General features: G+C 30.2%; 30 protein-coding genes. 9 read left to right on the forward strand and 21 right to left on the reverse strand.

Going from position 1 to position 25838, the window contains the following annotated elements:
* Positions 1–18: 18 nt before the first annotated feature.
* Together EO083_RS00625 and EO083_RS00630 are read right to left on the reverse strand one after the other, a co-directional pair.
* Entirely contained in the window at positions 19–1596 is a 1578-nt protein-coding gene (locus EO083_RS00625) for a bifunctional aspartate carbamoyltransferase catalytic subunit/aspartate carbamoyltransferase regulatory subunit (protein WP_126992297.1), read from the reverse strand.
* Positions 1597–1661: 65 nt separating this feature from the next.
* Positions 1662–2693 carry an HD-GYP domain-containing protein gene (locus EO083_RS00630; RefSeq protein WP_126992298.1) on the reverse strand — a complete coding sequence of 344 codons (1032 nt, stop codon included), beginning with the start codon at positions 2691–2693 and terminating at the stop codon, positions 1662–1664.
* Between the two features lie 249 nt (positions 2694–2942).
* Between EO083_RS00630 and EO083_RS00635 the strand changes: the two genes are divergently transcribed.
* The 7 genes from EO083_RS00635 (at position 2943) to EO083_RS00665 (ending at position 6520) form a co-directional block, all read left to right on the forward strand.
* Positions 2943–3362 (forward strand): Fur family transcriptional regulator, encoded by a 420-nt coding sequence (locus tag EO083_RS00635; RefSeq protein ID WP_241229912.1) that lies wholly within the window; start codon positions 2943–2945, stop codon positions 3360–3362.
* A gap of 2 nt (positions 3363–3364) precedes the next feature.
* On the forward strand, positions 3365–4009 hold the full coding sequence (locus EO083_RS00640) for a peroxiredoxin (RefSeq protein ID WP_004102328.1): 645 nt from the start codon (positions 3365–3367) through the stop codon (positions 4007–4009).
* Between the two features lie 85 nt (positions 4010–4094).
* Positions 4095–4253, forward strand: coding sequence for a rubredoxin (gene rd / locus EO083_RS00645; protein WP_004102330.1), 159 nt, complete (start codon positions 4095–4097; stop codon positions 4251–4253).
* Between the two features lie 3 nt (positions 4254–4256).
* The gene (locus tag EO083_RS00650; protein ID WP_126992300.1) at positions 4257–5423 is read left to right on the forward strand and encodes an FprA family A-type flavoprotein; all 1167 of its coding nucleotides are present in this window, start codon (positions 4257–4259) and stop codon (positions 5421–5423) included.
* Positions 5424–5437: 14 nt separating this feature from the next.
* Positions 5438–5956, forward strand: coding sequence for a ferritin (locus EO083_RS00655; protein ID WP_126992301.1), 519 nt, complete (start codon positions 5438–5440; stop codon positions 5954–5956).
* Position 5957: 1 nt separating this feature from the next.
* The gene (locus tag EO083_RS00660; protein WP_126992302.1) at positions 5958–6137 is read left to right on the forward strand and encodes an HTH domain-containing protein; all 180 of its coding nucleotides are present in this window, start codon (positions 5958–5960) and stop codon (positions 6135–6137) included.
* A gap of 2 nt (positions 6138–6139) precedes the next feature.
* The gene (locus EO083_RS00665; RefSeq protein WP_126992303.1) at positions 6140–6520 is read left to right on the forward strand and encodes a desulfoferrodoxin; all 381 of its coding nucleotides are present in this window, start codon (positions 6140–6142) and stop codon (positions 6518–6520) included.
* Between the two features lie 49 nt (positions 6521–6569).
* Here EO083_RS00665 and EO083_RS00670 read toward each other — a convergent pair whose 3' ends face one another.
* The 7 genes from EO083_RS00670 to EO083_RS00700 all read right to left on the reverse strand — a co-directional run bounded on the left by EO083_RS00670 (position 6570) and on the right by EO083_RS00700 (position 12657).
* A complete protein-coding gene (locus EO083_RS00670) occupies positions 6570–7886 on the reverse strand; it encodes an STN domain-containing protein (protein ID WP_126992304.1) in 1317 nt (438 codons plus the stop codon).
* Entirely contained in the window at positions 7883–8989 is a 1107-nt protein-coding gene (locus EO083_RS00675; RefSeq protein WP_126992305.1) for a type II secretion system protein GspD, read from the reverse strand. Before EO083_RS00675 ends, EO083_RS00670 begins: the two co-directional genes overlap by 4 nt.
* Positions 8986–10404, reverse strand: coding sequence for a hypothetical protein (locus EO083_RS00680; protein WP_126992306.1), 1419 nt, complete (start codon positions 10402–10404; stop codon positions 8986–8988). The genes EO083_RS00675 and EO083_RS00680 overlap by 4 nt, the downstream gene beginning before the upstream one ends.
* A 141-nt stretch (positions 10405–10545) precedes the next feature.
* On the reverse strand, positions 10546–11007 hold the full coding sequence (locus EO083_RS00685) for a hypothetical protein (protein WP_126992307.1): 462 nt from the start codon (positions 11005–11007) through the stop codon (positions 10546–10548).
* A gap of 22 nt (positions 11008–11029) precedes the next feature.
* Positions 11030–11611, reverse strand: a complete 582-nt coding sequence (locus EO083_RS00690) for a hypothetical protein (protein WP_126992308.1) — start codon at positions 11609–11611, stop codon at positions 11030–11032.
* A 26-nt stretch (positions 11612–11637) separates the two neighbouring features.
* Positions 11638–12108 (reverse strand): hypothetical protein, encoded by a 471-nt coding sequence (locus tag EO083_RS00695; protein ID WP_126992309.1) that lies wholly within the window; start codon positions 12106–12108, stop codon positions 11638–11640.
* A gap of 87 nt (positions 12109–12195) precedes the next feature.
* Positions 12196–12657 carry a hypothetical protein gene (locus EO083_RS00700; protein WP_126992310.1) on the reverse strand — a complete coding sequence of 154 codons (462 nt, stop codon included), beginning with the start codon at positions 12655–12657 and terminating at the stop codon, positions 12196–12198.
* 212 nt (positions 12658–12869) lie between these two features.
* On the opposite strand from EO083_RS00700, the gene EO083_RS00705 reads away from it, so the two are divergent.
* Together EO083_RS00705 and queD are read left to right on the forward strand one after the other, a co-directional pair.
* Complete coding sequence (locus EO083_RS00705; RefSeq protein ID WP_126992311.1) at positions 12870–13727, forward strand: helix-turn-helix domain-containing protein; 858 nt, start codon at positions 12870–12872, stop codon at positions 13725–13727.
* A gap of 20 nt (positions 13728–13747) precedes the next feature.
* Positions 13748–14110, forward strand: a complete 363-nt coding sequence (gene queD / locus EO083_RS00710; RefSeq protein WP_126992312.1) for a 6-carboxytetrahydropterin synthase QueD — start codon at positions 13748–13750, stop codon at positions 14108–14110.
* A gap of 1 nt (position 14111) precedes the next feature.
* Here the strand turns inward: queD and EO083_RS00715 are convergent, their stop codons facing one another.
* From EO083_RS00715 to ackA, 12 genes are all read right to left on the reverse strand, one after another.
* Positions 14112–15593 carry a TrkH family potassium uptake protein gene (locus EO083_RS00715; RefSeq protein ID WP_126992313.1) on the reverse strand — a complete coding sequence of 494 codons (1482 nt, stop codon included), beginning with the start codon at positions 15591–15593 and terminating at the stop codon, positions 14112–14114.
* A gap of 2 nt (positions 15594–15595) precedes the next feature.
* Positions 15596–16255, reverse strand: a complete 660-nt coding sequence (locus tag EO083_RS00720; RefSeq protein WP_126992314.1) for a potassium channel family protein — start codon at positions 16253–16255, stop codon at positions 15596–15598.
* Positions 16252–16677 carry a potassium channel family protein gene (locus EO083_RS00725; RefSeq protein WP_126992315.1) on the reverse strand — a complete coding sequence of 142 codons (426 nt, stop codon included), beginning with the start codon at positions 16675–16677 and terminating at the stop codon, positions 16252–16254. The genes EO083_RS00720 and EO083_RS00725 overlap by 4 nt, the downstream gene beginning before the upstream one ends.
* Positions 16661–17263, reverse strand: coding sequence for a response regulator (locus EO083_RS00730; RefSeq protein WP_126992316.1), 603 nt, complete (start codon positions 17261–17263; stop codon positions 16661–16663). Before EO083_RS00730 ends, EO083_RS00725 begins: the two co-directional genes overlap by 17 nt.
* 53 nt (positions 17264–17316) lie before the next feature.
* A complete protein-coding gene (gene tpiA, locus EO083_RS00735; RefSeq protein WP_277600356.1) occupies positions 17317–18057 on the reverse strand; it encodes a triose-phosphate isomerase in 741 nt (246 codons plus the stop codon).
* A 2-nt stretch (positions 18058–18059) separates the two neighbouring features.
* Positions 18060–19268: a phosphoglycerate kinase gene (locus EO083_RS00740; RefSeq protein ID WP_126992318.1), complete on the reverse strand. Its 1209-nt coding sequence runs from the start codon at positions 19266–19268 to the stop codon at positions 18060–18062.
* A 73-nt stretch (positions 19269–19341) separates the two neighbouring features.
* On the reverse strand, positions 19342–20340 hold the full coding sequence (gene gap, locus EO083_RS00745) for a type I glyceraldehyde-3-phosphate dehydrogenase (protein ID WP_126992319.1): 999 nt from the start codon (positions 20338–20340) through the stop codon (positions 19342–19344).
* Between the two features lie 92 nt (positions 20341–20432).
* The gene (locus EO083_RS00750) at positions 20433–21149 is read right to left on the reverse strand and encodes a hypothetical protein (protein WP_126992320.1); all 717 of its coding nucleotides are present in this window, start codon (positions 21147–21149) and stop codon (positions 20433–20435) included.
* A 16-nt stretch (positions 21150–21165) separates the two neighbouring features.
* A complete protein-coding gene (locus EO083_RS00755) occupies positions 21166–22530 on the reverse strand; it encodes a hypothetical protein (RefSeq protein WP_126992321.1) in 1365 nt (454 codons plus the stop codon).
* A gap of 26 nt (positions 22531–22556) precedes the next feature.
* Entirely contained in the window at positions 22557–23861 is a 1305-nt protein-coding gene (fliI, locus tag EO083_RS00760; protein WP_126992322.1) for a flagellar protein export ATPase FliI, read from the reverse strand.
* Positions 23854–24549 carry a FliH/SctL family protein gene (locus tag EO083_RS00765; protein WP_126992323.1) on the reverse strand — a complete coding sequence of 232 codons (696 nt, stop codon included), beginning with the start codon at positions 24547–24549 and terminating at the stop codon, positions 23854–23856. The genes fliI and EO083_RS00765 overlap by 8 nt, the downstream gene beginning before the upstream one ends.
* Positions 24550–24599: 50 nt before the next feature.
* On the reverse strand, positions 24600–25820 hold the full coding sequence (ackA, locus tag EO083_RS00770; protein ID WP_126992324.1) for an acetate kinase: 1221 nt from the start codon (positions 25818–25820) through the stop codon (positions 24600–24602).
* Positions 25821–25838: the final 18 nt, after the last annotated feature.

Below are 25838 nucleotides of genomic sequence, written 5' to 3' on the forward strand. Positions count from 1 at the left end.
ATCCAGGCACTTTATTAATTAAATATTCCAAATTTCTTCGAACGAATGAGGCGTTTCACAGTACTTACATACAAGCTCTCCCTCGTTATTTCTTATAAAAAATGCTTCAGCATTTTCTCCATTTACAGGATTTGTAATACAATTTTCATTTTTACATCTTAATTCCGAAAATCCGTAGATGAAAGGTGGTAAGAATATTCTGTATTTTTCAACCACTCTAGAGTTTTTAATTATATTTACAGTAGTATTTGGAGAGATTGCAGACAACATTTTTATTTCTTTTTTTGAAAGGTATCTATTTGGAAGACTTATGTAACCTTTAAATTCACCATTTTCCGATTTGAATATTCCATCTGCGCTATCAAGATCAAACAATTTTAATATTTTTCTTATTTTTACTATAGTTTCAAAAATCTTATTTTTATCTTTTCCTTTTGCAATATGGTCAATTACTGTTCCGTTTTCAATTGGTTTTATTCCTCTTTTTCCTTCTTTTAAAACTCCTTTGGTACCATTTACAATTGGTGCAGGAATTATAAAATCATCATCATTTTCTTGGGGTTTAAAAGATGTATCAAAATTTGTTTTTAATGCTCCACCAAGCATTGATAGTAGAACTGTTCTAGTCCAATATCCATTTATTGCTTGTTGTTCCCAACCATTGAGAGGTAAGTTGTCTAGAAAAGTGGGTATAGTTGGGTATATTTTATGCCTTGGAAGAGGATGATAAAATTTAACATCTTGTGGTATATTTTCTAGAAATTCTTTTCTAAAGGTGACACTTTTTCTTAGCACATGTTCTTTTTCTAAAATATCTTCTCCCATTCTTTCAAGCTGGAGCCGTGTAAAGTACCATATTTTTGCTACTTTATCAGTAGATTTAAGATATGATTCAATGGAATCAAAAATTCTAACTTCAAAACCATTTTCTTTCATTTTTTTGATATAATGAGATGGCATTGATATTTCTTCAGGTGCAATCAAGTCAACTAAAACATTTTTAAAAATTTTCAGACCGTTAACTTTTGAGTGGACAGTTCTTCCGTGAAGTAAATCTCCAACTAGAGCGATGTGAATAAAAGAATTGTCAAAATCCATTTGTTCAAGGAAAGTGTATTCGTCTAGTAATTCTTGAGTTGGATGTTCGTGCTTGCCATCACCGGCGTTAATAAATGCAGGCTTTTCTATACCGTGCCTTTCAGCAAATTCTGATACTTTTTCATCTAAATACTTACATGTCCCCTCAAGTCTTGTTCTTAGAACAAAAATTGAGTAGTCACTATAGCCTGTTAGCATGTTAAAGGTGTCTAAGTAGCTTTCTTTTTTGTTAAATGATGAATGTTCTGAATCAAAAATATTTACTTTTGCATTTTTGTGGAATCTTGCTGCGTTGATGAAAGATTCTTTGGTCCTTGTACTAGGTTCTACAAATACAATGTAAATTCCTACGTTCTTTTTGAGTTGAAATTCGGAAATGTCACTTTTTTCTTTCCAAAGTTTTTTAAGTTTTCTTGTTTTGGTATACAAAAACATTTGCTCATCAACAGAAAAATCTTCAATCACTGTAAGGCTTCTTCCAAGAAAGTTGTTTTTCATCTTCCCCCCACACCTCCTGATGTATAATGATATAAAAAAAGAGCCAACTTTTTAAAGTTGGCTCTTTATGCAATGGAAATATTATCTTCTTCTTCCTCAATAACTTCCAGAAAAGCCTTAACCACTCTAGGATCAAATTGTTTCCCAGAGTTGTTGATGATCTCTTGTAATGCATAATCTTTAGGTAAAGCATTTCTATACGCCCTTTTACTTATCATTGCATCCCAACTATCAGCAACCGCAATTATTCTTGAAATAATAGGAATCATCTCTCCTCTCAGACCTGTAGGATAACCAGTTCCATCCCATTTCTCATGATGATGAAAAACATAAGTTGCTATATCCTTAAGGGTTTCAGATGTTGATAGAAATTCATAACCATATATTGGATGTTTTTTTATTATTGAAAATTCTTCGTTAGTTAATTTTCCTTCTTTGTTTAAAATACCTGTTGGTATGGCGATTTTTCCAATATCATGAACAAGTCCTGTCCAATAAGCGTCGGAAATTTCTTTTTGAGAAAGTTTCATTTTTTCTGCGATTTTCTTCGAGATCTCTGCAACTCTAAGAGAATGACCTTGAGTGTATCTGTCATAATATTCTAATATTTTTATCATTGAAAGCATAAGGTCAATTTGGAACTTTCCATTCTTTTTGATTAAGTTTTTGATAATTTCAGAAGAAGAGATTAAACCTGTTAAAATTTCAATCTTTTCTTTTTCTTCTTTTGAAAGATTCTTGATTGTGTGGAATACAGTTCTAAGTGCATATGATTCGTCTATAAAAAATTCTTTAACATAATAGTCTTTAAAAAAGAAAATCTTGTCATTATTTTCTATTTTATTACCAAATGAGTTAAGTTCAATAAATGAATTGCCGTTTTTAAGAAAAATTGCTCCAGAATCAATTTTAGAAAAATTCTTGGAAATATAGGATAAAACTTTGCTTGAAAAATCATTACTACTATCAGACAATGAATCGTTAAAATCATAGATTAGGCTTTTGATATTGTAGCGACTAGAAGCTAAAGACTTTTTTAGAAAAAGTGTAGTTATTACTATAGCGTAGACTGAGACAATGGTTAAAATAATTGCCACGTTTTTCCCCCTTTCGATAAATATTTTACACTAAAGTTAAGATTACAAAAGATAAATTGACTAAAAGTTGTGGAACGTTTTTTTCAAAGTTTTATTACATGAATTTTAACAAATTTTTTTCTAGTTTCAAAGAAAATTATTTTAATTGGATTTTTTGGATTTTAATCAAAATATTAATAAAAAATAGTTAAAAACTTGACAATGTCTAAAATTAGATTTATAATAAAAATGTACTTAGTATAGATAGGAGTGAGTTCATTGAAAAGATATGCTGAAATGCTTAAGGAAAGGAATATTCGCCCAACAGTTCAAAGAATAGAAATTTTAAAATTTATTATTGAAAGCAAAAAACATCCGTCGGCAGATGAAATATATGAACATTTGAAAGGAAAAATTCATGCAATTTCAAGAGCTACGGTTTATAATACTGTTTCTCTGTTGAGCGAGAAAAAAGTTATTAAAGAGATAATTACTCCTTCATCTATAAGATATGATTTTGAATTTGTAGAACATCATCATTTTTATTGCACAAAATGTAAGAAGGTTTACGATATTTTTGAAAATCTTCCAGAAGTTCCAAAAATTGACTCAGTAGAGGGTCATAAAGTAATGAATATTCAGTATTGTTTAGTTGGAATATGTAAAAATTGTTTAAATGGAGGTGAGTAGGCATGGGTATACCATTGATTGGTGAGAGAATTCCAGAATTTGAGGCAGTTACTACGAAAGGAGTTATTAAATTTCCAGATGATTTTAAGGGGAAATGGGTTGTTTTATTTAGCCATCCTGCGGATTTTACGCCCGTTTGTACAACTGAATTTGTAGCATTTCAAAAAAGATTTGACGAATTTCAAAAATTGAATACTGAATTGGTTGGTTTAAGTATTGATCAGGTGTTTTCTCATATCAAATGGGTTGAATGGATAAAAGATAAACTAGGTGTTGAAATTAAGTTCCCTGTTATTGCTGATGATAGAGGAAAGATTGCTGAAATGCTTGGTATGATTCATCCTGCAAAAGGTACTAATACAGTTAGAGCAGTCTTCATAATTGATCCAAAGGGTATTTTAAGAGCTGTTTTATATTATCCTCAAGAACTTGGTAGAAATATGGATGAAATATTAAGAATGGTGAAAGGGTTCCAAGTAATTGACGAAAATGGAGTAGCTTTACCAGCAAATTGGCCAAATAATGAATTAGTTAATGATGAAGCTATTGTTCCACCAGCATCAACAGTTAAAGATGCAGAACAAAGAACAAAAGAATATGAATGTTTTGATTGGTGGTTCTGTCATAAAAAATTAAATAATAAGTAAAAATGTAGTATAATATATACATAAGACTTGTAGGAGCGGGTACTCCCGCTCCATGTAATTGAAAAGATTTTTGGAGGTGGAATTTATGAAAAGATATGTTTGTACAGTTTGTGGTTATGTTTATGATCCAGAGGTTGGAGATCCTGATAATGGAATAGAACCAGGAACACCATTTGAAGAATTACCAGAAGATTGGGTATGTCCAGTTTGTGGGGTGCCAAAGGATCAATTTGAGGAGGAATAAGTTATGGTTAGAAAAATAGCAGAAAATGTATACTTTGTTGGAGCAATTGATTGGGACAGGGAACTTTTTGATGAGTTGGTTCCACTTCCTAATGGAACAACTTATAATTCTTACATAATAAAAGGGACTGAAAAAATAGCACTAATTGATACAGTTGAGCCAAGAAAAGAAGAAGAATTTATGAATAATCTAAAAAAATTGAATATTCAAAAGATAGACTATGTAATTTCGAATCATGCAGAACAAGATCATTCTGGATTAATTGGAAAAGTTGTAGAAAAATTTGGAGCAAAGGTTGTTACAAATAAAAAATGTGCAGATTTTTTAAAAACTCACATTCATATTAAAGATGAAGATGTGATAACTATTGAAGATGGTCAGGAGTTATCATTGGGGAATAAAACTTTAAAGTTTATATTTACACCATGGACTCATTGGCCTGAAACTATGGTTACTTATTTAAAAGAGGATAAAATACTTTTTAGTTGTGATTTATTTGGATCACACCTTGCAACAAGTGAAATTGAGCAAGTGGGTGATGAGAAATTACTTGAGATGGCCAAGAGGTATTATGCAGAAATTATGATGCCATTTAGAGTTCCAATGAAAAAAAACATTGAAAAGGTTGAAATGCTGGATATTGAAAAGATTGCACCAAGTCATGGTCCTGTCTATAAAAATCCTAAGTTGATAATTGAGGCATATAAAAAGTGGATAAGTGATGAAGTTGAAAATGAGGTAGTTATATTGTATATTTCAATGCATGAGAGCACAAAAAAGATGGTGGAATATTTATCTGAAAGTTTGATGGACAAAGGTGTAAAAGTAAAATTGCACAACATTGTAAATGCAGATATAGGAGAAATAGCAATTGATTTAGTAGAAGCATCGACAGTTGTTATTGGAACTCCAATGGTTTTAACGGGGGTTCATCCAATTGCTGCAGGCGCGATTTATTTGGTAAATGCTTTAAGACCAAAAACAAAATATCTTGCAATAGTAGGTTCATATGGTTGGGGTGGAAAGTTTATCGATGAAATAAAGTCAATGTTATCAAATCTAAAGGCTGAACTATTAGAACCGGTAACGGTTAAGGGTTTGGTTGATAGTGAAGGATATGAAAAATTAGAACACTTGGCAAAAGAAATTGCAGAAAGAAACTTAAACTAAAAGGGGAGATAGGTATGTTAAAAGATAAAATGATTGATGCATTAAATAAACAAATTAACGAAGAATTGTATTCGTCATATTTGTATTTATCAATGTCTGCATATTTTGAAGATATGGGATTAAAAGGTTTTGCAAATTGGATGATGGTCCAAGCGATGGAAGAAAGAGATCATGCAATGAAGATATATAATTATTTAATAAATCAAGGTGCAAGAATTAAATTGTACGAAATAAAAGAGCCACCATTTGAATTTGGAAGTATAAAAAATACATTTGAAGAGGTACTCAAACACGAGCAACATATTACAAGTAAAATTAACGAGTTAGTTGATATAGCCGAAGAATTAAAAGATAGACCAACATTTAATTTCTTACAATGGTATATTGATGAACAAGTTGAGGAAGAGGAAAATGCAAGGGATATATTAACCAGATTGGAATTTGTCGGAGATAATAAAAATGCTTTATTCATGCTTGATAGAGAATTAGCACAAAGACAATATGTCCCTCTTAACACGAACAAGGAGGGATAGTATGGAAAAAGAAAAAGTATTAGAGGTCTTAAAAAAGGAAGGTAAACCAATGAAAACGGGTGAAATTGCACAAAAATTGGGAGTCGATTCAAAAGTAGTTAGTAAGCTCATTAGTGAGCTTAAAAAAGAAGGAAAAATTGAGAGTCCAAAAAGGTGTTATTATGCACCAAAGGAGGGATAAGTATGACTGAAAGAATTCAAGTATATAAATGTGAAAAATGTGGTAATATAGTAGAAGTTCTTCACGAGGGTGCAGGAACCTTGGTTTGCTGTGGAGAGCCCATGAAATTGCTTGAAGAAAAGACAGCTGATACATCAACAGAAAAACATGTACCATTTATTGAGGAATTAGAAGATGGATATAGAGTAAGAGTAGGTGAAAATGCACTTCATCCTATGGAAGAAAAACACTATATAGAATGGATTGAATTAATTGTGGATGGAGTAGTTTATAGAAAGTTCTTAAACCCAGGTGACAAACCTGAGGCTGAATTTAAAGTGGAAAAGGGAAAAGAAGTACATGCAAGAGAATATTGTAATGTTCACGGTCTTTGGAAAAAATAGTTTTTAAAAATTGCAAATATCCCCCAGTTAATTAGCTGGGGGATTTGTTTTACCAATTAATATATATACCTCCACCATAATTTAGATTTTGATCAATATAAAGTACTGCTCCAAAATTATTGTGGAAAAGTTTTAATCTTCCAGAAATAATTTCTAGTGAGTCATAAAATGCTGAAATATCTATGAATACATTTTCATCAATGTAATACTTTAATCCAATTCCCATTTTCATATATAAATTTGAAAGAATATTACCTATTTCCATTTTTTCTAGATTCAAAGCTTTGTTGATATTAAATTCTACATAAAGTGGATTTATTGAAAATTTGTCTTCAAAAATAATATTTGTTTCAGTTGCTTTTTGAATATTTATTTTTCCTCCTATCCAAAAATCGTTAATAGGATTAAATTTTGCACCTAAGTAAGAAGAAGCGTTTTTATCAAAAAAAATTGATAAATTTTCAGTTGAAATAGACATTAAAAGATTTTGGTTAGAAAAATATGTTAAATTAAAAGAATTTTTAAGGGAGAGTTTTAATTTTTCTATTTTATAACTACTAGATTCATAATTTATCTTTTTGATATTTGTTATAACAATAAATTTTCCAAATTTTCCCTCTAAAATTTTTCTTATTTCTCCCTCTTTAGCAGAAAATTTTGTGCTTGCTGAATCATTTTCGGTTGAAATTTCAAAAATTACTTCTGAATTATTAACACTTGCATTTAATTTTATTGAACCATTAATGGATACTTTTGGATCATTTCCTGTGAAAAATCCAAATGTATTTAATATGTAATTAAATTTACTTGTATATGGAAGAGCTTCTAATAGTTTTTTAGTATCTATATTGTAATTTTTTAATTCTGAGTTTTTAATATAGTAAATAGCATAAGAAATAATAGTATTATTCTTTACGTCTTTATCAATATTTTCTAAAAAGTTTTTGTAATTATTCCACAAATCATCAGGGCAATAAACAATGATGTTGTTTCCGACAATATAGTTTTTAAATGGAATTAGTTTTGATAATTCTTCTGGAGATCTAAATTTTGGAGTATATGTATGTGATTTATAATATAGTATCGATTGATCAGTTATTATAAAATAGACATCGTTAATTTTTTCAAATGTATAATTAAAATTTGAGAGTATAACATTTAATGCTGTTTCAATTGAAACATTGTAGAGTTCTACCGTAACTTTTCCATTCAAGTTTTCAGGAAAAATTATTGATGTATTATATAGGGTTCCTAATTGCATGAGTGCATCTTTTATATCCATATTTTCAAAATAAACATCCTTAGTTATTGAAAAAGCATAAATTGTAAAGAACAATGCTAATATAACAATTATTATTTTTTTCATAGATCTTCACCTGCCAATCTTGCTTTTATGAATATTACTATATTTTTCTTTCTTGATGTATATGTACTATTTTTAAAAAGATTACCAATTATTGGAATGTCTTTTAAACCTGGGATTCCGCCATCTTGTTTTGTAACTGAGTCAAAAGATAGACCAGCTATATAATAAGGTTGTTCGTATTTTATATCTAAATTTGTTTCAACTGAGGCACCAACTGGTGTAAATGTTGAAGAATTTTGTATAAATGATTCCACAATGGATTTAAGTGTGAGATTTACATGATCTGCAAAAACATATCCAGAAATAATGATTTGAGTGTTGATCTTTTTTTCAACATAAGTGTTATCTTTGCCAAGAGTAAAACCAACAGTTGTATATCCTGTAATTTGTGCCGTAGAATTTGATTTTAATTTTAGTGTTCCTTCTGCTAGAACCTTTGCATTACCAGAACTTATCAAAGTTTCCATAATAATATTAAAGTTTACATTTAAAGGATTTAAAGATAATTGTAAATTGCCATTATTGTAAGATGTGATATTGTTTTCTTCGTTATTCCAAGATATACCAAATTTTTTAAAATCGGATTCATCAATTTCTACAATTTTAACTTGGATTTCTGCAACAGGTATTTGTTTGTCTATTAGAGTTATTGTTTCAGCAATTTGGGATGCTATTTTTGCAGGTGCATATATGAGAACTTGATTTTTATTAGGTGTTTTGTATATATAATTTGTCATTACCTTTGGTAAAGCATTGTAGAGGTCATCAAAGGTTATAAATCTTAGATTTAAAAGATATTTTTTTGAAATTAGTGCAAAATTAGGACTATCAGGATTTGCAGTACCAACAAAATATACATTGTCTATTTTGGTCCAGTAATATCCAAGAGGTAATAACATTAAATCAAGAGCTTTTTCTAAAGTTATGTTGTAAGCTTCAACACTTATGAAACCAGATATTAAAGGATCATATATTATGGAAACACCTTCTTGCATTCCCAGTTGATTTAAAGCATCTCTTATATCTGTTTGATAAAAATAGATATCAACAGAAAAAGCTAAAGTAATTAACGATATTATTAAGATTGCTAAATATTTTTTCATTTTCTAACATCTCCTATATTTTTTTTATATTTATAATCAGTTTCTCCATAAATTTTGTACATTATGAAAGTACTGTTCTTGATAATTTCATTGTAAGGTATTTCAAGAAAAACTTTTTTTATCTCACCTGGAAATAGTATTATTTCATTGGTTAAATCATTTGATTGAAGTTTTTCAGTTCTTATGACCTTAAAAGTTACTATTGTATTTCCTGTATTTTCTACATTTAAAGCAAACGTATTTGTTGCAACATCTGTAATGAATGAGCCTATATTTGGTTCTAAGTTACCATATCTTAAGACTATTTTTGGATTTTTAAAAAAGCTAATTTCATTTTTACTATCAATATTAATTTTAAAAACATTATCACCATCTTTAAGTTTTTCAAGTCTACTATCAAATTTTACAAAACCGTTTATTTTTGAATAAGGAGATAATCTGATTTTGCCTGGTAATATATTTATAGCTTTCGAAATTGTAGAAAGACCAAATTCGGTTGATAAAGGCGAAAGATTTTGAATTGTTATTTTTGAATTTTCAATTGTTCTTTTTACATTTATTAAAATTATTTCAGGATCAATCATTACTGCAACTCTATCAGAAGATTTTCCTTCGATTTTTAGCTTTTTAAAAGCTGTAACACGTACATTTTGAGATATACCATCCATTTGTATTTCAAAATCTCCTTTCGGCAATACATATGGAATAAAAAATTCAAAGTTATTAGCCCTATCTGGAAAGACAACAAAATTATTACTATTTAATGGTATGGAAGTGATAATTCTGTTAATCTCTCTGGAGATAAGCCTCATTTCCCCATTAAGTGCTAAAACTGCATTACCGTTGTTTTTTACATTTATGTCAATAACTGTTCCAAAGTTGCCATACTTGTCAATAAGAGTTTTTGAAGCAGTTGTAGTTAGATCGTATATTGACACATCTTGAATTTGTGCTTTGATATTTTTAACAGTTGGAAAATCTAATATTATAAGTGAAATATAGTCAAAAATTGTCTCAAAAACTTCTGATTGCTTTCCTTTTTGTTTAAAATGTATTGCACCAAATGCTTGTGCCCCTTTAAAACCTGAAGGAATATTTATCTTTATTGGATAATCAATTGATTGACCGGGTTGTAAAATTAAATGTGTGCTTTCAACTGTAATCCAATCTTTAATACTAAATGCATAATTTGGGATGTCATAAAGATATTTAGAGCCTTCTATTACAAAATCTGATATTTCGACGTCAACGTCTGCTATACTAGGACTATTGTTTGCAACATTAATTGTGAGCTCTATGGTTCTTTGATTTGCTTCAACATTTAACCTGTTTACTAAGGGATAAATAGTTACAGCAAAGCCAATTGAAGAAAATAAAGTAAATAGGATTAAAATGGTAAAAAGTATTTTTTTCATTTGAATGCCCCCTATGTTTTTATTTGAATATATCATATATTAATTATATCAATTTCACAGTTAATTCTAAATCAAAATTAAGTTCAAAAAATCCCATATACTCAAGGTATATGGGATTTTCCATTTAGATGATATTTACCTCTAGAAAGAAACGGTAGGAACGAAAGTAAGGCTAAGAACTACAGGGTAATCGCCAGCAGGTAAATCAGGATCAATACTATTAATGGTAAAGCCTATGACATAAAGTCCATCATCGATAGGATTTGTAGGAACAAATGGATTACCATCTTTTGTAACATAAACATCTGCGTCGATGTAAGCATCAAGTCCATTGTAATCTGCATATGGAATTACGTTAACGGGAGCATTTGAGTCAAGAGTGAAAGTTAATACATCAACATCACCTGTTTGAGTATAGTCACAAATATCAAAATCAGCGATTAACCATTCATAATCAAGATCCATCCATTGATGGACATAGATTGTGATAGAAGAATCAATAGTATATTCTTCCCAATCACAGCCAGGTACATGTACAGAAGTTGCGTCGGCAAAAATAAATAAAGCAAATAAACTTAATAAAGTAATTAACATCTTTCTCATAGTTTCCCCTCCTTAGTTTTTGTTACCAACTTACTGTAGGATTAAATGTGAACCTTACTGGTAAATGATAAACACCAGCAGGTGTTTCATACGGTCCAGGATCAGAAGTTACAGTGTTTACTGTGAATAAAATTGAGCCTTGGCTGACAAGTGGTAGATTTACAGGTATTGTAGTGTCTGTACCCATTCTTGTTAAATCTCCCATGTTATAATTAAATTGAAAATAACTATCTTGATTAGATACTGCATCAATCGATTTTACAAAGAAATAGATTGATATGTTTTCTAATATTTCTAAAAATTCATTTCTAAAGTGTGGATCAGGAAAATCTACTGAAACTTGAACATCTGCATTTGAAAAGTATTCAACTGACAAAAGTACAAAACCATCATCAAAATATTGGTCATTTGTTTCTTTATCACAGATGTGATAAGGAGTTGCATCCCACGTTAAATCTATCCATTGATGAACTCTAACGTCTATGGTATTACTTAGCTCAGTACTGGTAGAAGTGCATCCAGAGACATGAATAAAATTACCTTGAGTAGTTGCAAGTAAACTTATTGCTAACAAACTTAACATAAATATTATGATCTTTTTCAAAATATTCTCCTCCTTTCACTGATATTTCACCACTTTACAATTGGATAGAATTTAAACTCAATTGGTATAGTATACTTTCCAGCGGGTATAGTTTTGGATTTTTTGCTATTTTTAAAGAAAAATTTGACTATTCCATTGTTTGAAAGTGGTGTAAGAACGTAATTGTCTGAACTATAACATTTGCTACCTGTGTACCAAAAATTTGCTGTTTGAAAATTGTTGATGTAGGATTTAACTGATACAAATATAAAATTATCTATTATTGTTTTTGGATAAGAAATTACTAAAAATACTAAGTAGTTTGATGAATAGGTCATTTTTAGAAGTAGATTATTTTGGCAGTTGCTTTCTTCATATGTATTACATAGATTATATTCAAAAGTTTTGATCTCGGTATTTATTTCTGGAGGAACTTTTATGTTGACTTTCCCGATAATATGGTTATTTGAAAATGAAAGTAATGAAACAAAAATAAGTAGTAGAATTTGTATTTTCATGATAACTCCTTTCTTTTAAGGAGAAAGTATCATTTTAAGAACCCAAGTAGTCAAAGTTTAAACTACTTGGATATGTTTTAGTTATCTTTAGAAAGAAACGGTAGGAACAAAAGTAAGGCTAAGAACTACAGGGTAATCGCCAGCAGGTAAATTAGGATCAATACTATTAATGGTAAAGCCTATGACATAAAGTCCATCATCGATAGGATTTGTAGGAACAAATGGATTACCATCTTTTGTAACATAAACATCTGCGTCGATGTAAGCATCAAGCCCATTGTAATCTGCATATGGAATTACGTTAACAGGAGCATTTGAGTCAAGAGTGAAAGTTAATACATCAACATCACCTGTTTGAGTATAGTCACAAATATCAAAATCAGCGATTAACCATTCATAATCAAGATCCATCCATTGATGGACATAGATTGTGATAGAAGAATCAATAGTATATTCTTCCCAATCACAGCCAGGTACATGTACAGAAGTTGCGTCGGCAAAAATAAATAAAGCAAATAAACTTAATAAAGTAATTAACATCTTTCTCATAGTTTCCCCTCCTTAGTTTTTGTGGTTCTTATAGAATTATCTTACCTTTCCTCCTTTCTTAAAAAATTATTTACATAACAACAACACTTTTTTTGTCTTTATTTTTCTTCTGTAAATTGATAATACTACATTAATATAAATTAAAACCTGAGATGTAATCAAATTATCACTCAATATAAAATTAATTATATAATTTACGTGATATAATTAGCTTGAAAGAAGGTGAGAGCATAAAAGTTATTACATTTGGAGATTTTTTAATTTCAGAGTTGAAAAACACACATTTTTCTCCTAAAGAGTCAGAAATTCTTGCTTTTGTTATTTACAAAAAACATGTAAGTGTTGAAAATATATTAGAAAATGTGTGGGAGATTGATCAGATGCCATGCCGCAATGATATAACAGTATTTTTTTCTAAAATAAATAAAAAGTTAAAAAATACTGCAAGATTAAATACTAAAGATTCTATAGTTTCTATTGTGTCTAATAAAATAGAAACAGATTTTGAAAATTTTGAAAGATTATCTTTGGTTTCTTTAGATAAAAAAGATACAAAATCTTTAAAAAAAGCGTTTGATATATACAATGGAGATTTTTTACCATCAGTTTCCTCTAATTGGGCTTTATCAGTAAGAATGTATTATAGACAAGCATTTTTTGAAGTGGGTAAATACTTGGTTTATAGTGAAACAAATGTATCAAATGAAATGATGTATTTAAAAAAGATGATAGATTTGGGGTTAGATTATAACGTGGTAAAATTGATAGTTGAGGAAATAGAAAAAAGATATGAATTTGATTTAGTCTATGAGGATTTTTTTGACTATGTATTGTTGAAGAATAAGCTAATGAGATTTTCATCATATATAGGAATGGTTATAATTTTTGACAAAGAATTTCCTTTGGAGGATAATATAAGAAAAGGAGATATTATTTTAAAAATAGATACCTTATCATATAAAATATTAATTGAGAGAAATTGGAAGTTATCAAAAGAAAAAGATGTAGAACTTTTTTTAGCAAAACTAAAAGATAAAAAAGCTAAGATAAAAAAAGTAGAAATTATTTAACTGGGGAGGGATTATTTTAGATGTTACTAGTTTCAAAAGAGTTTACATTTGATGCAGCACATAATCTTGTAAAGTATCATGGAAAGTGTGAAAAGTTGCATGGGCACACATATAAACTAGTAGTTACCGTTGCTGGTGAAAAAGATGAGGAAGGTATGGTTATAGATTTTTTAGAACTAAAGCGGATTGTTAAAGAAAAAGTTTTAAGTAAACTAGATCATTCATATATAAACGAAATAGTTCCACAACCAAGTGCAGAAAATATTGCTGAGTGGATTTGGAAACAATTAGAGACGGAATTAAACAGTGAAAGATATTTTCTATATGAAATAAAGGTATATGAAACGCCTACCTCTTACGTAACATTAAAAAAGAAGATGTAAACTACTTTTTTATACTTTCGGATAAATCATTAATTAGCTTTGCAACAGCGTAAATTACAACTAAAAATTCCAGTCTTCCAGTAAACATTGCAATAGTAAGGGTCCACATTGCTCCAAGGGGCATATTTGGTGAAGTAATTCCAGAAGATAGCCCTACGCCATTCATTGCAGAAGCAAATTCAAACATAGATTGAGTTAGATTATAACCATAAGAGCTTAATATTAAACTTCCAACGAAAAATGTAAAAAAATACATTGAAAAAACTAGAAAAATTTCTTTAATATCTTCATTTGTAATGAAATTTTTATTTTGCCCTTTCCATGCAGATATTTTGGTAACACTTTTTGATGGCAGAAGAAATTCCTTTACAGAATGTAGTAATACCTTGATAGTTACCCAAATACGATATTGTTTTAATCCACCAGCGGTTGAATCCATACCGCCACCGGCCATCATCAATGAAGTAAGTATAAACATTCCTAAGCCAAAATTGATCCATAAAGGATTTGTTAAATCCACTGTTGAAAAACCTGTACCAGTTAGTGCGGATGTAGTTTGAAATAAAGATTCTCTAAAGCCTTGTGAAAAGGTAGAAAATACTTTTCCAATACCGTTAAAGGCCATTATTAAAGAAAAAGTAAATATTGTTATGAGCATTAACCAAGGCTCACCATTTTTAAAGAAGGCCTTAAAGTTTCCTTTCCAAAGAGTATAATGAACTCCAAAACCTGTTCCACCTAAAAACATTAGAATGATTGTAACTATTTCAACTCTTAAGTTATTGTATTCTCCGATACTTGCATTCTTTACGGAAAAACCACCTGTTGCAAGAGCAGTTAATGAATGGTTGAACGCATCAAACAAAGGCATTCCAACTATATCAAGTAGTACTGTTCCTAAAAATGCATAAGTTATATAAATGAGGGTAATAATCCTTGCTGAACGCTTTATGTTTGGAGCAATGTTATCTACCCTACCTTCAGCGTGATATAGACCAAATCCTTTGGGGCCAATGACAGATCCCATCATTATAAGTGCAAAACCAGCTCCACCTATGAATTGCATTAGACTTCTCCAAACAAGTATTAATTTTGAAACTTTTGAAACATCGGTAAACATTGTTAAACCAGTCGTAGTAAAACCACTTGTTGATTCAAAAACTGCTTGTGAAAAGCTCAAATTTTCAACTAGTATAAAAGGGATAGAACCTATTAAAACAACAAGTAACCATGTAAAAAATACAATAACAGCTCCTTCACGAACTGTAACGGTTGTTGAAGAAACATCTTTTGTAGCTTTAAAAAGAATGTACCCAATAAAAAAAGACAAAAAGGCTGATAATAAAAAGGCATAGGAATTGTTTAATTCATTTGGATAGAATATATTAAATACTAATGGAAAAAGTATAATAATTGTGTAATACATTAAAACTAATCCTATGTTATGAATAATTAGTTTGTATTGTTCTTTTTTTCTCGGCATACTTATTCACCCGTTAATATATCTAGGATTTGTTCTTGAGCAGTTGGTAAACTTACAATATATAATCTATCTCCAGCATTTATTTCAGTATTACCATGTGGAATTATAACTTTTCCCTTCCTTAGTATACCACCAACAACACATTCATGAGGCAAGCTTAAATCCTTTAATAATTTTCCAACAGCTTTTGAGTTTTCAGGTATGTCTATTTTTAAGAACGTTAGTTTTCCTTCTTCAACAGATAAGAACTGTTGAAGCTCTTCGCCAAATAACAAATTTTCTACAGCCTTTTGAAGCATTGTGGTAGTACTGACAACTGCTGTAATTCCTAATTTTTCAAATAGTTCTATATTGTCTGGATTATTTACCAGTGTCACAATATTTTTTACTCCAAAGATCTTTTTTGCAAATTGTGTGATAATAAGATTTTCTTTATCTTTATTTGTAAGAACAACTATGATATCATCTTCTTCAATATCTAATTGTTCTAGGAGTTTTTTCTTTGAAGCATCACCATGGATTACTACAGCTTTTAGATCTCTTGCAAAATCCTCACATAATTTCTGATCTTTGTTTACTAAATAAGTTTTATATCCTTTACTTGAGAACGATTTTGCAAGGAAATATGCAATTTTTTCACCACCGATTATGACAACTTTCATAAACTTTCACCAACCAATATATTTTTTAAATCACCAATTAGAAGCATAGTAGGTGATACAACATCAATGTTGTATTCTGAAAATAGAACGCTATTTTCTGGATCATAAATTCTTGAAATTATATTTTTTGCTCCAAAATAATATTTACATTGTAGAGAGATTAAAAAGTTTGTATTATCATCTTCTGTAAGTACAAATACATAATCTGCTTTAGAAACCTTGGCATTTTCAAGGACATCTTTTTCAGTAGCATCTCCAATAATTGTAAAACCAGTAAACTCAGGTGACAAATTCTCGAATGACTCTTGATTTTTGTCTATTACAACGACACTGTGCCCGATGGACGATGCCATGCTGGCAATGTTTCCGCCTACCTTACCACAGCCTATAATAACAATAAAAAGTTCATTTGTTTTCTTCATCTTTTTTCACCTCAATGTTTTCATCAAGAGACTTTGCAGCATTCAAGTGTTTATTCGCAAGTTCCATATTTCCGCGTTTTTTAAGTAATTCATACATAAGGTAATGTGGTATTGGTGAAGAAGGTGACAGACTAAACATTTTTTTAATAAGTTTTTCAGCTTTATTTAGATCACCAGAATTTAGAAATTCATTTGCCATTCTTAATGCTTTATCGAAAGATTCTTTAGGTTCATCAATTAATTCTTTTACCTTTGAAAGTAATTCTTCTTTGGTAAAAGGTTTTGAAAGAAAATCAACACGTTCGAATTTGAATAATTCAGATAAAATTTCTGGTTTTGTATATGCTGACACAATTAAAATAGGTGTATCAATTGCTTTTTCCCTTAATGCTTTGACAAGTTCTATACCAGACTTTCCAGGTAATTTTAAATCAGAAATTATAAGATCATAGTTTATATTTTTTTCAAATATGTTTTTTAAAGCTTCTTCAACTGTAGATAGAGAATCATAAGAAAATTCTTCCAAAAATTTTTCAATTAAAAATCTTACATTTCTTTCATCATCAATTATAAGAATGTGTGGCATTTAATTACCTCCTGTAAAAGAAAAACTAGGGGGACTCACCCCCTAGTTCTATATTATATCACTTGTTTTAAAATTTTTCCAAGTTCTATGAAACTTTCCTTAAGACTTGCGCCTCCAACTAGTCCACCATCTATGTCTGGTTGTACTATTAAACTAAAGAAGTTATTTGGTTTAATGCTACCACCGTAAAGTATTCTAACTTTTTCGGCTCTTTCTTTTGAGTACATTTTTGAAATAAGTGACCTTATAAAGCTATGAACTTCCTGTGCTTGAGCTGGAGTTGCAACTTTTCCTGTTCCAATAGCCCAGACTGGCTCGTAAGCTATAATTACTTTTTCAATGTCCTCTATATTTTTTAATCCTTTTCTAATTTGAGTTTCAACTACTGCAAATGTAAGGCCTTCATCTCTTTCTTCAAGTTTTTCTCCAACACAGAGAATAGGAGTTAGACCAACTTCTATAGCTTTTTTTATCTTTTTATTAATCATTTCATCTGTTTCTCCAAAGATGTTTCGTCTTTCACTATGACCTAGTATTACATACTCAACACCAGATTCTTTTAACATTTTCCAAGATATTTCTCCAGTGTATGCACCTTCATCTTCAAAGTACATATTTTGTGCTGCAACCTTAATATTAGAATCTCTTAGAATTTCGTATACTGCTGGTATTGATATGAAAGTAGGAGCGATTATAATATCAAATTCTTTTTCACCATGAAATGCATTTAGTAATATTGATGCAAAATGTGCAGATTCAGTTGGGGTTTTGTGCATTTTCCAGTTTCCAGCCAATACTAGTTTTCTATTTTTTTTTTATTTGCAATTGATGCTATACCAGGTAATTCTTTTCCTTCTAGGAATTCGAGAGATGCTCCACCACCTGTTGAAACGTGTGATACTTTGTCTTTAAGTCCAAATTTTGAGATTGCTGCTGCACTATCTCCACCACCAATGATTGTAATAGCTCCTTTTGATGTTTCTTCAGCAATAGCAATTGCAACTTCTTTAGTTCCGTTTGAGAAATCTTCTATTTCAAAAACTCCCATTGGTCCATTCCAAACTATTGTTTTAGCACCAGATATACTATTTCTAAAGAGTTCAACAGTTTTAGGTCCAATATCAAGCCCCATCCAACCTTCAGGAATACCATCTTTAATATCAATTGTTTTTGTTTCAACTCCTGCTTCAATTTTTTGAGCACATACAGCATCAACTGGAAGAACTATTTCGGTCCCCTTTTCTTTTGCTTGTTCTAAAATTCTTTTTGCAAGATCTAACTTATCATCTTCAACTAGTGATGAACCAACATTGTATCCAAGAGATTTTAAGAAAGTAAACATCATAGCGCCACCAATTAAAATTTTATCTGCTTTATCAAGAAGGTTTGTTATAACCCCAATTTTGTCTGAAACTTTTGCACCACCTAATACAACAACATATGGTTTTTCAGGATTAGTTGTAGCTTTAGACAAGAATTTAATTTCTTTTTCCATTAAAAATCCAGCAATACTTGGTATATACTGTGCAATTCCAACATTACTTGCATGAGCTCTGTGGGCTGTTCCAAATGCATCATTTACATGTATATCGGCAAGTTCAGCCCATTTTTTCGCAAGTTCTGGATCATTTTTAGTTTCACCTTTGTCAAATCTTGTGTTTTCAAGTAAAATAATATCTCCTTCTTTTGCATTTTTAACTTTTTCATTTACAATTTCTCCATAGAGTTCTGGAATAAATGTGACCTCTTTTCCAAGAAGTTCACTAAGCCTTTTGGCAACAGGTGCAAGAGAAAACTCAGGCTTTCTTTCGCCTTTTGGCCTTCCAAGGTGTGAAAGTAAAATCACAATAGCACCGTTTTCAATAGCATATTTTATTGTGGGAAGTGCTTCAACTATTCTTGTATCGTCGGTGATTTCTCCATCTTTCATAGGAACGTTAAAATCAACTCTCATTATAACTCGTTTTCCTTTTAGATCTATATCTCTTATTGTTAATTTTTCCATATTTTATCCCTCCCTGTTAATTTTAATAATGGGGGCAACACGGCCCCCATTTACGGAAAAAGCTTATTAGTTTTTATAATTTCTTTTCTACTAATTCAAGTGTATCAACAACTCTGTTTGTGTATCCATATTCGTTGTCATACCATGAGAATACGTTTACCAATGTTCCGTTCATAACTTTAGTTAATGTCGCATCAAAGATTCCAGCAAATCTTGTTCCAACAATATCGCTGCTTACAATTGGTTCTGTGTTGTAACCAATAATTCCTTTTAATCTTCCTTCTGTAGCTTTTTTGATTACCTCATTTACTTCTTCAGTTGAAGTAGCTTTTTCAACTACTACACTTAATCCTGTAAGTGATCCATCTGGAGTTGGAACTCTTATTGCCATTCCATCAAGTTTTCCTTTTAATTCAGGAACAACCACTGCAACTGCTTTTGCGGCACCAGTTGTTGTAGGGATTATGTTAACAGCAGCTGCTCTAGCTCTTCTAAGATCCTTGTGTGGTAAATCTAAAATTCTTTGGTCATTGGTGTAAGAGTGGACAGTAATAAGGTGACCAGTTACTATTTTAAACTCATCATTGATTACTTTTGCAATTGATGCGATTGAATTTGTTGTACAAGATGCACAAGAAATGATATTGTGTTCGGAAGAAAGTTGTTCTTCATTACAACCAATAACTATTGTAATATCTTCACCTTTAGCAGGAGCGGTAATTACAACTTTTTTTGCACCTGCTTTTAAATGCTTTTCAGCCCCTTCTCTGTTTCTGAATACCCCTGTAGATTCAACGACAACATCTACACCTAAATCTTTCCATGGAAGGTTTTCAGGATCTCTTTCTGCAAAGATTTTAATTTCCTTACCATCGATTATAATAGAGTTTTCTGTAGCTTTAACTTCATTAGGTAGTACTTTGTGTACTGAATCATATTTGAAAAGATGAGCTAATGTAGCAGCATCGGTTAAATCGTTGATAGCAACAACTTCAATGTCACTATTGCGGCGTATAAGTTCCCTAAGGACTAATCTTCCTATTCTTCCAAAACCGTTGATAGCTATTTTCATACTTTTCCCTCCTTTTTATATGGTCCTCGTGAAAAATTTTACTATCTTTTTTTAACAACCAATCAGTATTTTTGATAAAATTTTTGTTACAGTTAAAAAAGCAGTTCTATATTATGTACCATTTTTAAATCAATAAATATAACACCTATTGCTGTTTCAATTAAGAAGCTATTAGATTCAAATTTTAATATTTTTGCATATATTTTTGCACCATCTTTAAGTGTAAAAAGAGAATTATATTTTGAGTTTTCAGGGAAAATCACTTTTTCAATTAGGTTAGTTGGAATTGATATAATTCCACGTTCTACGATAAATGTTATTATATCACCAAGCCTGGATGAAAAGACAGCTGAAAAAGTATCACCATTTTTTAAAGTTACTTTTAATTTGTCGGTTTTTCCAGGAACGACTGATGTGTTTTGTAAAAGATCTAGTTTTGTAGAACTTTCAATGAAATTAACATATTTTATTGCTTCTCTACTTGAAAATACAAAAGTTCCACTATCTGGTAAAAGAACTGTTCCAGAGTTCCCATCAAATTTAGTTAATTTTCCAGGAATTCTTATCCATTCACCTTCATTAGGTTCTATCCATACTCCAGAAGTTGGTGTAGCATTTTCGTCAAAGTAAACTTCTTTAACAATATCGGTATAAGAAACAATTTGTCCAACTAAAGATTTAATACTTAAAACACCAGAATTTATTGTTTGTATTTCCCCTTTTATTTGGCTCCCGTCTTTTAATACAACCGTATCAGAAAATAAAATACAGGAGGTAATTACAAAAAGAATTAATATTAACTTTTTCATGTGATCCCCCTTTTCATTATAGGTTATAATTTACTTTAATAAATATTGAAAGATCAAATATTGTTTTATTTTCATCTGAAGGAGCAAAATAAGGTTTTTTAACATTATCATTTACTTCTTCCACTAATTTTAGTACATTGAATATTTCTCCCAGTTTAATAAATCCGCCTATTTCCATTATACCAAATTTTTTTGAGATGTTTAAAGATATAAGAAAAGTCTTTTCAATTTTTTCTTCATTTAAGAGATTAAATCCACGTTCATATGTTGAACCATTCTTTTCTGTCCAGGGATTTATAGGCGATTTTGTTCCAGAAAGAATAAATTCAAGATCTCCTGTTAAATTAAAATCCTTTGAGTAATCAAGACCTACTAAAAGTGCAAGATTATTTTCGCCATATTTGTATCCAATGTAATTATCCTTATAGTCTATTATAAAATCTTTTATTTTTTCAACTATAAAGTAAGTATATCCATAATATAGAGGGTTTCCTGAGTCAGCTGAAGGTTGAAATGTATACTTTGTTGCACCAGCACTGAATATTTTAGCTTTTAAATAATTATTTAAATTGTATGTTCCGCCAAAAGACCATGCAATCTTATCAACCGTCGGATTATCCGGGTTAAAAAATCTATTTGCATTAAAATCATCTATGAGTATTTGTGCATATAAATATTTTTCAAAATCTTCATATGATGCAAAAAATCCCATTAAAGAATTGTCATTAAAACTTCTTATTCCATTGTATAAAACATTTTCACGGTAGTATTGTACAAAAAAGTTTGGTAAAGGATTAGAAAAATATTCAAAATCGAATAACCTGTTTACATATACTGAAGCTTCTTCATATCCAAATGTAAAATTTCCATACTTTATAGCATAATATTTTAAGTTTAACCCTTTATCGATAGAACTTTTTGTTGACAGATTTAGGGGCACAAAATCATCATATGAAATTAAAATATATCTTGATTCATACTTAAAATTATTATCTTCAAACTTAAAAGAAATAGTTGGCTTTGAATGTCCAAGAGACGAAATAAATAATGAATATGGCGAGTCAACAATATCATAGTTCTCTAAATTTCCCAATGAGATTTTTACGTTATTAAGGTTTAAACTTACTCCAGAATTTTTAAATTTTATGTAATAATCACCGTAGAATTCTTCGTAAAAAAGTGGGGATTTTCCATCGTTTGAAAAAGTCATTTCTACAAAAAAAGAAAAATTATCGTTTTGATATTTAATAGCAGGAGTAAATACATTTGAAAAGTACTTATTTGTATCTGATGTATATATTATATTTTCATACCTTAATGAAAATGTTGTTGCAAAAATTGTTGATGTAAGTATTAAAAATATTAGAAAAAACTTTTTCACTTTAGCCCCCTCTTTCTTAGTATGTTTTAGATTTTATTTGCAATTGAAATTAAATAATCAACAGTATCTTCAAAGCTCATTTTTTCATCAACGGATTGCCTTAAAAATTTGTTTATTTCATCAATTAATTCTATTGCTTTATCAATTTTTGGATTCGTACCTTTTTTGTACGCTCCAACATCTATTAAATCCTTTGCATCGTAATATGTGGCAAGAAGATCTTTAATTTTTAATGCGGCAATTTTATGTTCTTTTCTAGTAATATCATTCATTAGCCTGCTTACACTCATTAAAATATCAATTGCTGGATAATGTGCAGATTCTGCAAGTTTCCTGGATAATATTATATGTCCATCAACAATACCCCTTACAGTATCTGATATAGGCTCGTTAAAATCATCTGATTCAACAAGAACAGTATATATACCGGTTATACTTCCTTTATCAGAATTACCAGCTCTTTCTAATATTTTTGGTAATCCTGCAAAAACACTAGGTGGATATCCCCTTGTTGTTGGAGGTTCGCCAGTTGCTAGCCCCACTTCTCTTTGTGCCATTGCCCACCTTGTAAGTGAGTCAACCATTAAAAGGACGTTATAACCTTTGTCTCTAAAATATTCTGCTATAGAAGTTGCCGTAAGCAATGCTTTAACTCTTAGAAGAGCGGGTTGATCAGAGGTGGATACAACAACAACTGAGCGTTTTAAGCCTTCTTTTTTTAGATCTTTTTCAATAAATTCCCTAACTTCTCTTCCTCTTTCACCAATTAATGAAATAACATTAATATCTGCAGAAGTGTTTCTTGCAATCATTCCAAGAAGCGTGCTTTTTCCCACACCACTACCTGCAAAGATACCAATTCTTTGACCGTAACCTAAAGTTAAAAAACCATCTATTGCTCTAACTCCAACGGAAATGGGAGTAGTAATTCTTTTTCTAACTAATGGATTAGGCGCTTCTCTTACTATAGGTACTTTCTCTTTTGTATATATTTTTGTACCATCAAGCGGTCTTCCGAGAGAATCTATAACTTTTCCAAGTAATTCTTCAGAAACAGGTACACTAACATATTCACCTGTTTTTAATACTTGACAACCTTTTTTTAGACCACTTATGTCTTCTAATGGCATTAATATTATTCCATTATCATTAAATCCGACTACTTCGGCAAGGGTTTTTTTGTAGTCGGTTATGATTTTACACAATTCACCTAAAAAGGCATCAGGGCCTTTTGATTCGATGGTTAATCCAACAATTTTACTTACTGATCCTATCTTTTGATAAGGGTTAAAATTTTCAAATCTTTTCTTTAAAAGATCTAATCTATTCATTGTTTAGTACCTCATCAATTATTTCATTTATTAATTTTATTTGAAAATTCAGGCTGGTGTTAATAGTGCCGCTTTCTGTTTCAGCTATAACGCCTGAATGAACATTATTGTCTTCTATTATTTCTATTCCTCTGTAACGTAAATGATTTAAAGTTTCCTTATCAAGTAATTTAATATCTTCTGGATTTAGGTAAAGCTTTACGTTTTTCATTCCTATAATATGCATTAAAACTTTTTCAAGTTTTCTTTTTGTTACCTCTTCATCTATTTCTTTTTCTAAAAATTTTTGAATTATTGTTTTTATTAAATATAACATTTCGTTACTTAATTCATTAACTTTTTTTTCTAGCTTTTCTTCAAAATTATTGCTTATTGAAATTATTTTTTGATTAAGGTCATTTATTTTCTGATTTATTTCTTCGAGTTCTTTGTTTTTTATTTGTGATATTTCTTCTAATGCTTTATTTTTTATTTCTTCAGCTTCTTTTTTTGCAGATTCAATAATATTTTTTGCGTTTGTCTTTGCCTCATTAACAATTTTTGCAGCCTCTTTTTTGGCTTCTTCAAGAAGTATATCTTTTTGGATTTCTTTATTATCTTCGCTTGATAAATTTTTATTTTCTTCAACATTTTCACTCTTTATTAATTGAGGAGTATCTATGTAAACGTATCTTTTTTTTATGATCACATTTAACACCTCTTGAAAAGAGACTGGTGCAAAAGCACCAGTCCAGATAATTAATATTCTAGTTTTTTAATTCCTTTTTCAATTATTTCTTTAGTATCTCTTGCAATCATTAATTCTTCATTGGTTGGGACAATAAGAACTTTAACCTTGGAGTCAGGAGTTGATATTATTCTTTCTTCTCCTTTGACATTGTTTTTGTCTTTGTCTATCTTAATACCAAGGTAGCTCAAATAGTTTTCACAAATTTCTTCACGTGTAATTGGTGAGTTTTCTCCAACTCCAGCTGTAAATGATATAGCATCAACTCCATTCATTGCCGCAACATATGCGCCTATATATTTTGCAATTCTATATTCGTAAATATCTAGTACTAACCTGCATAATGGATCATTTTCAAGAGCTTTATCTTCTATATCTCTCATGTCTGAACTGAAGTTGCTTGTAAGTCCTAAGACACCGCTTTTTTTATTTAAAATTGTATAAACTTCTTCAGCACTCAAACCTTCTTTTTCCATTAAGAAAGTTACAATTGAAGGGTCTAGATCTCCTGAGCGAGTTCCCATAACTAAACCTTCAAGTGGTGTGAATCCCATAGATGTATCTACACTTTTTCCGTTCATTACTGCTGCGATTGAAGCACCGTTTCCTAGATGGACAGTTATAATTTTGGATTTATTGTAGTCTAATCCGAGTATTTCAGCAGTTCTTCTTGAAACATATCTATGGCTTGTTCCGTGGAAACCATACCTTCTAATTTTGTATTTTTCGTAATATTCGTATGGAATAGCATATAGATAAGCTTTTTTAGGCATTTTGGCATGGAAAGCAGTATCAAATACAGCTACATTAGGAACTCCAGGTAAAAGTTTCATAATTGCTTTAATTCCCATTAGATTTGGTGGATTATGTAGTGGAGCAAGGTATGAAAATTCTTCTATTGCATTTATGACTTCATCATCTATTAAAACAGAACCGGAGAATTTTTCTCCACCATGAACAACTCTGTGCCCAACTGCATCAATTTCTTTAAAGTCTTTTATAGCACCCATTTTTTCATCTTTTAGTGTTTGAAGAACGAGCTGTAATGCTTCGTCATGATTTGCCATTGGATGTTCTATAACAAATTTTTCACCGTCTTTTTTATGTACTATTCTGCTTCCAGGGATTCCGATTCTTTCTGCTAAGCCTTTACAAAGAACTTTCTCGTTATCCATATCCAATAGTTGGTATTTTATAGAAGAACTTCCGCTGTTTACAACTAATACAATCATAACTTTGCCTCCTTTTCT

Origin of the sequence: Thermosipho globiformans, assembly GCF_003990895.1 — a bacterium.
In the GTDB taxonomy this organism is placed as follows: Bacteria; Thermotogota; Thermotogae; order Thermotogales; family Fervidobacteriaceae; genus Thermosipho; species Thermosipho japonicus.

What these genes read in the sequence shown, in the direction of transcription:
- EO083_RS00625 (WP_126992297.1), bottom strand. Translation starts at nt 1,596, where the DNA reads ATGAAAAACAACTTTCTTGGAAGAAGCCTTACAGTGATTGAAGATTTT.
- EO083_RS00640 (WP_004102328.1), top strand. Translation starts at nt 3,365, where the DNA reads ATGGGTATACCATTGATTGGTGAGAGAATTCCAGAATTTGAGGCAGTT.
- rd (WP_004102330.1), top strand. Translation starts at nt 4,095, where the DNA reads ATGAAAAGATATGTTTGTACAGTTTGTGGTTATGTTTATGATCCAGAG.
- EO083_RS00650 (WP_126992300.1), top strand. Translation starts at nt 4,257, where the DNA reads ATGGTTAGAAAAATAGCAGAAAATGTATACTTTGTTGGAGCAATTGAT.
- EO083_RS00655 (WP_126992301.1), top strand. Translation starts at nt 5,438, where the DNA reads ATGTTAAAAGATAAAATGATTGATGCATTAAATAAACAAATTAACGAA.
- EO083_RS00660 (WP_126992302.1), top strand. Translation starts at nt 5,958, where the DNA reads ATGGAAAAAGAAAAAGTATTAGAGGTCTTAAAAAAGGAAGGTAAACCA.
- EO083_RS00665 (WP_126992303.1), top strand. Translation starts at nt 6,140, where the DNA reads ATGACTGAAAGAATTCAAGTATATAAATGTGAAAAATGTGGTAATATA.
- EO083_RS00670 (WP_126992304.1), bottom strand. Translation starts at nt 7,886, where the DNA reads ATGAAAAAAATAATAATTGTTATATTAGCATTGTTCTTTACAATTTAT.
- EO083_RS00675 (WP_126992305.1), bottom strand. Translation starts at nt 8,989, where the DNA reads ATGAAAAAATATTTAGCAATCTTAATAATATCGTTAATTACTTTAGCT.
- EO083_RS00680 (WP_126992306.1), bottom strand. Translation starts at nt 10,404, where the DNA reads ATGAAAAAAATACTTTTTACCATTTTAATCCTATTTACTTTATTTTCT.
- EO083_RS00685 (WP_126992307.1), bottom strand. Translation starts at nt 11,007, where the DNA reads ATGAGAAAGATGTTAATTACTTTATTAAGTTTATTTGCTTTATTTATT.
- EO083_RS00695 (WP_126992309.1), bottom strand. Translation starts at nt 12,108, where the DNA reads ATGAAAATACAAATTCTACTACTTATTTTTGTTTCATTACTTTCATTT.
- EO083_RS00700 (WP_126992310.1), bottom strand. Translation starts at nt 12,657, where the DNA reads ATGAGAAAGATGTTAATTACTTTATTAAGTTTATTTGCTTTATTTATT.
- queD (WP_126992312.1), top strand. Translation starts at nt 13,748, where the DNA reads ATGTTACTAGTTTCAAAAGAGTTTACATTTGATGCAGCACATAATCTT.
- EO083_RS00715 (WP_126992313.1), bottom strand. Translation starts at nt 15,593, where the DNA reads ATGCCGAGAAAAAAAGAACAATACAAACTAATTATTCATAACATAGGA.
- EO083_RS00720 (WP_126992314.1), bottom strand. Translation starts at nt 16,255, where the DNA reads ATGAAAGTTGTCATAATCGGTGGTGAAAAAATTGCATATTTCCTTGCA.
- EO083_RS00725 (WP_126992315.1), bottom strand. Translation starts at nt 16,677, where the DNA reads ATGAAGAAAACAAATGAACTTTTTATTGTTATTATAGGCTGTGGTAAG.
- EO083_RS00730 (WP_126992316.1), bottom strand. Translation starts at nt 17,263, where the DNA reads ATGCCACACATTCTTATAATTGATGATGAAAGAAATGTAAGATTTTTA.
- EO083_RS00740 (WP_126992318.1), bottom strand. Translation starts at nt 19,268, where the DNA reads ATGGAAAAATTAACAATAAGAGATATAGATCTAAAAGGAAAACGAGTT.
- gap (WP_126992319.1), bottom strand. Translation starts at nt 20,340, where the DNA reads ATGAAAATAGCTATCAACGGTTTTGGAAGAATAGGAAGATTAGTCCTT.
- EO083_RS00750 (WP_126992320.1), bottom strand. Translation starts at nt 21,149, where the DNA reads ATGAAAAAGTTAATATTAATTCTTTTTGTAATTACCTCCTGTATTTTA.
- fliI (WP_126992322.1), bottom strand. Translation starts at nt 23,861, where the DNA reads ATGAATAGATTAGATCTTTTAAAGAAAAGATTTGAAAATTTTAACCCT.
- ackA (WP_126992324.1), bottom strand. Translation starts at nt 25,820, where the DNA reads ATGATTGTATTAGTTGTAAACAGCGGAAGTTCTTCTATAAAATACCAA.